We start from the raw sequence: 4,528 nt of genomic DNA on the forward strand, positions 1-4,528 counted from the left end.
CTACTGATTAGAGAATTAGGTGTTATAAAGTATTAAAACATATAAGTATTTCAGCGATCGCTCTTTGGAGAAAAACTTTTTGGTTTACTGCTTATTGGTATCACCTAGAGAATGAAGAAATTTATTCATGCGTCAGCGAAGCTACAATCAGAAAAATTGAGGCGGCGCTGGGAATCGACTTGGGGGTAACTTTTGATTAATTTGAAATGCTTGAAACATATATGCTATGAAAGGCGAATGTTTGATCGCTGCCGCTAACAACGCAAAAATAAGCACTCCAGCTTTGTGATTGCGCTTAAATAGCCCAAAAATATGTCGCTACTTACCAAAATCATTAGATTTATTTTTATTGCGACACCTGCGACCCTTACTATGCTTTCATTCCAGAGTTTGAAATCTATCTGCAATGCTATTTTTTAATTAAAAAACCCTGCATTCTGATAGGTTTAATCTTAACTAGTCACAAATCCAAATGTAAAACCCGGTCGTGCTGCGCGAACAGCCACCGGGAGTATATCTAGAAGGACGAGATACACATTGAATAAATATTCATCTGCTAGTCTAGCACCTCAAAACGTATCATTGTCGAATTCGAGTGATACGTCACAAACAGCCAACCAGCAAGCAAAAAATTGGAAGTTAATTTTTACACCTCCATTAGCACAAGCAATGAGGGAGCTAAAAATTCGTCATCCCGGAGAAGCGACAGTTTTCATAAATCAATTAGCCTTTTGGATGCAGACCAACTGCGGTCAGACCACCAAAGATGGCCGTAAGTGGATTTATAACTCGTATGAAAATTGGACAAAAACACAGTTCACATCGCTTAGTGTGTCGCAGTTTGGGAAAATGATTCGGGATTTGGAGACACTAAAAATAATTGAGAAGGGTAACTACGCCAGTCTAAGAAGCTATCTGATAAACAAACTTCCAGGTGCTTGGCATCCTGATCAAACCCAATCATGGATAACGCTCAACCTAGAACGCTTAATAGAGTTAACCGGGTACAATCCATTTGATGAAAGCTGGAAACCCTTATCCAGTACCGAAATTCTAAATGGAACAACGGGAGATTCTAATCAAAACAAGGCGGAGTTCCGATCGCAATTACCTACTACATATATAGAAAACTATATTTCTACTCAAAAGGAAAAATTTGAGAAAGAGAGAGTTGAAAATACAGATCGAGAAAATATAGAATTTGACCAGTGGCTTGATTTTGACCCGTGGAGTGATGAACCACCCATAGATACGCACTACGTTGAAAACCTTGAAGAAAAGCCACTCATTGACCACACAGGCAGTTTTGAAGGCAAATATTCCGCCGCACTCCCGGACTTTGAAAATTTAGTTACTGAGCCTAAATATAACTCTATGCCAGGAGTGGGCTTTAAAAAGAAATCTGATTCACCACCAAAGGTAAAAGACCAAGTGCAGCAAGTTTGGGAAATTGCCCTCAAGCGCCCTTACCCAGTGTTCTTGAATTGGTGGGCAGATAAGAAGTACAAGCCCCAAGGTGGTAAATGGGAAGCGGCTGCCCAATCAAATGCTTACTCTGAGTTTTACAAGGATTGCGATCGCACAACTGTCGCAATATTTCCTGAGTTTCTAGAGTATATGCAGCAGGTGGCGCAGAACTGTAATCAGCAGGTGGCTAGCGGGATTAAGGCAATACTGCCCAGCTGCTTTGTAACGATGCCAGAAGCTAATCAAGAAAATGTCCGGCAGGTAATGATTAATATTCAAGAGCTAGTCGATAAAGGAGCGCAGGTTGCATTACCAAGTAATTCTGTAACTCCGGCTTGCACCCAGAGCATGAGTTTCGATGGTGCTGCGAATGCGGGAATTATTCAGCCATTGCAAGAGTTTATTACGATCGCTGCAAGTGTTTCTGAATTGGAAATAAGTGCGGATGAAGAACTGCTGAGAGTATTACAAATTAAACAAACTAGCTGGAGAAACGCCCCGGCACTGCGCGATCGCATTAAGCGCTGGGTCGAGAAAACTGATGGCGTAGTGATGGGTGAAAATGGCCCAGAGTTGCAATTAGAGGAGTGAGGAATATTCCCAACCTTGGGAATATTTTACAATCTTTTACAAACTTCAATGCTGGCGGAATGGCTTGCATCCAGGTTCGCTATGGGTCAGTTAGGCGATGATTTTGACATAAGCTCGCTTTGACCCAGGCAGACCCCCTTTTGTCCAACTGATCGCTTGATAGCTTTTCACCCTCATGGGCATTACCGCTTGATCAGAAACAACAAATCAGAGAAACTTAATAGATGCACTCATCGAATTTTTCAAAATGATATAGCTACAATAGCTGTAGTGGTTGATTCGTCAAAAAAATTTCAAGTAAGTATCTTTTAAAAGCATTGACAAAATGCTCAAATTTATGCTAAAATCATGAGCTTCACAGGAAAAAGGCTCGATTAAGAATTATATCGAGCCTTTTTCCTGTGATTGAACTAAATATTAATAATACAAAATATTTTACTAAATTGAATAAAAAAATCTAATCAATAAAACCAGCGTACACATACGGTGGAATAAACGCTTTGGCGTTGTAACTGAGTAGTGAAGAAGTGCCATCAGATTTATCCATAAAGATTTGAGCTTAAAAGCTCATGATGAAACGTTATTTAATTTAGGTAAATACCAACGTTTCATCACAAAATAGCCAATTTATTCAAACTATTGTGTTAAAGTGTCGGTAGATATATACAAATACCAACTTTTTGTCTGATAGGTGAAAAGATAGAAGCTAAACCAAGCGGTGGATTAGAGTATGACCAAAATGCAGCAGGTATTGGAACTAGCTCATAATGTAGGTGCGATCCGTGCCAAAGATGCAGAAGCAAAAGGAATTCATCGAGACTATCTCAAACGTCTTGAGCAACAAGGACTTCTCATTCGTTCTGCCCGTGGTATTTATACTTCCACGCTTGCAGAAATTACAGAGAGTCATAGTCTGGTTGAGGCTGTCAAACGGGTTCCTCATGGTGTAATCTGTCTGCTTTCTGCCCTTAGCTTTTATGAACTGACAACCCAAGCCCCCTTTGAGGTATGGCTAGCGATACCTCAAAAAGCTCGTGCGCCTAAAGAAGATATTCTTCCTCTGCGGATTGTTTATATGTCGGGTAAAGCTCTAGAATCCGGGATTGAAGAGTATGAAATTGAAGGAGTGCGTGTTCCGGTTTATTGTCCTGCCAAAACTGTTGTAGATTGTTTTAAGTTTCGCAACAAAATTGGTCTTGATGTTGCTTTGGAAGCACTGCGAGAGTGTTTGAAAGAAAGGCGCTGCACCATAGACGAAATTTGGCATTATGCTAAGATTTGCCGAATGCAGAACGTGATGCGCCCCTATCTCGAATCACTTGGATGAGTAAAAAACAGCTTCATAATATACCAGCCTCTATCAAAGCGCGATTGCTTCAACTATCAAAACAGCGAGGAGAGGATTTCAATTACCTTCTCACACTTTATGCCGCAGATCGCCTTTTATATAGGCTTGGTCAATCTTCATACAAGCATCGGTTCATCCTAAAGGGAGCGACTCTCTTCAGGATATGGAATGATGAGCCTCATAGAGCAACTAAAGATTTAGACATGCTTGCTCATGGGGATAATAAAGCCTCATACTTGGAAGAAGTATTTCGGGAAATTTGCCGCATTTCGTTTGACCAAGATGGCATTGTTTTTCTAGAAGAAACTGTTACGGCAGAAAAAATAAAGGAAGAACAAGAGTATGAAGGGATAAGAATTAAGCTAACAGGTCAACTGGCTTCTACTAATATCTCGGTTCAAGTAGATATTGGATTTGGTGATGCAGTTACACCAACAGCTGAAGAAGCTGAATTTCCCTCCATCCTAAATTTGCCAGCACCTTCTTTACTTGTTTATCCTCGTGAGACAGTAATTGCTGAAAAGTTCCAGGCAATGGTTAGTCTTGGCATAAGAAACAGCCGACTAAAAGATTTTTATGACATTTGGTTTCTTTCTCAACATTTTGAATTTCAGGGAGATATTCTTTACGAAGCTCTTAAAAACACATTTAATCGACGCAGAACATCGTTGCCAACAACACTACCCTTTGCCCTGACATCAGAATTTGCTCTTGATAACGATAAACAAAGACAATGGACAGCTTTTGTTAAGAAGGGGCAGTTAAAAGCAGAACAGGTTTCATTGCCTGAAGTTATTGCGGTTATTGGGGAATTTTTAATGCCTCCTTGTTTGGCGGTCGTAGAAGAACAAGGTTTCCATAAAACCTGGACTCCCTCAAAACATTGGTCTGATATTTGATCCTCGTTCTCAAACTGAAGATCCGAAAAGAAAAGAGCAAGCCCAAGAGAGTAAGCGATCACACCTGCCGATGGTAGTGGACGAGATGTGATCGCATCTATTTATTTTTCCGAAGATGCTCGTTTACTACTGGAGTTTAGACTAAAAGCGATATGAGAGAACGCAAACCAAATGGAATTAGAGGTTAAAAATATTATCCTGTCAACCTCAAAGCATCCGCGAC

At 40.3% G+C, this 4,528-nt stretch carries 3 protein-coding genes; all 3 read left to right on the forward strand.

Annotated features, from left to right (window positions below; all coding sequences use genetic code 11):
* Nucleotides 1–537 precede the first annotated feature (537 nt).
* The 3 genes from V7K42_RS00345 to V7K42_RS00355 all read left to right on the forward strand — a co-directional run bounded on the left by V7K42_RS00345 (nucleotide 538) and on the right by V7K42_RS00355 (nucleotide 4,305).
* Nucleotides 538–2,058, forward strand: a complete 1,521-nt coding sequence (locus V7K42_RS00345) for a hypothetical protein (protein ID WP_334912478.1) — start codon at nucleotides 538–540, stop codon at nucleotides 2,056–2,058.
* A gap of 730 nt (nucleotides 2,059–2,788) precedes the next feature.
* The gene (locus V7K42_RS00350) at nucleotides 2,789–3,385 is read left to right on the forward strand and encodes a type IV toxin-antitoxin system AbiEi family antitoxin domain-containing protein (RefSeq protein ID WP_334912480.1); all 597 of its coding nucleotides are present in this window, start codon (nucleotides 2,789–2,791) and stop codon (nucleotides 3,383–3,385) included.
* Nucleotides 3,382–4,305 (forward strand): nucleotidyl transferase AbiEii/AbiGii toxin family protein, encoded by a 924-nt coding sequence (locus V7K42_RS00355; RefSeq protein ID WP_099070581.1) that lies wholly within the window; start codon nucleotides 3,382–3,384, stop codon nucleotides 4,303–4,305. The genes V7K42_RS00350 and V7K42_RS00355 overlap by 4 nt, the downstream gene beginning before the upstream one ends.
* Nucleotides 4,306–4,528 lie beyond the last annotated feature (223 nt).

The sequence above is a fragment of the Nostoc sp. genome, from assembly GCF_036917455.1.
GTDB lineage: Bacteria > Cyanobacteriota > Cyanobacteriia > Cyanobacteriales > Nostocaceae > Nostoc.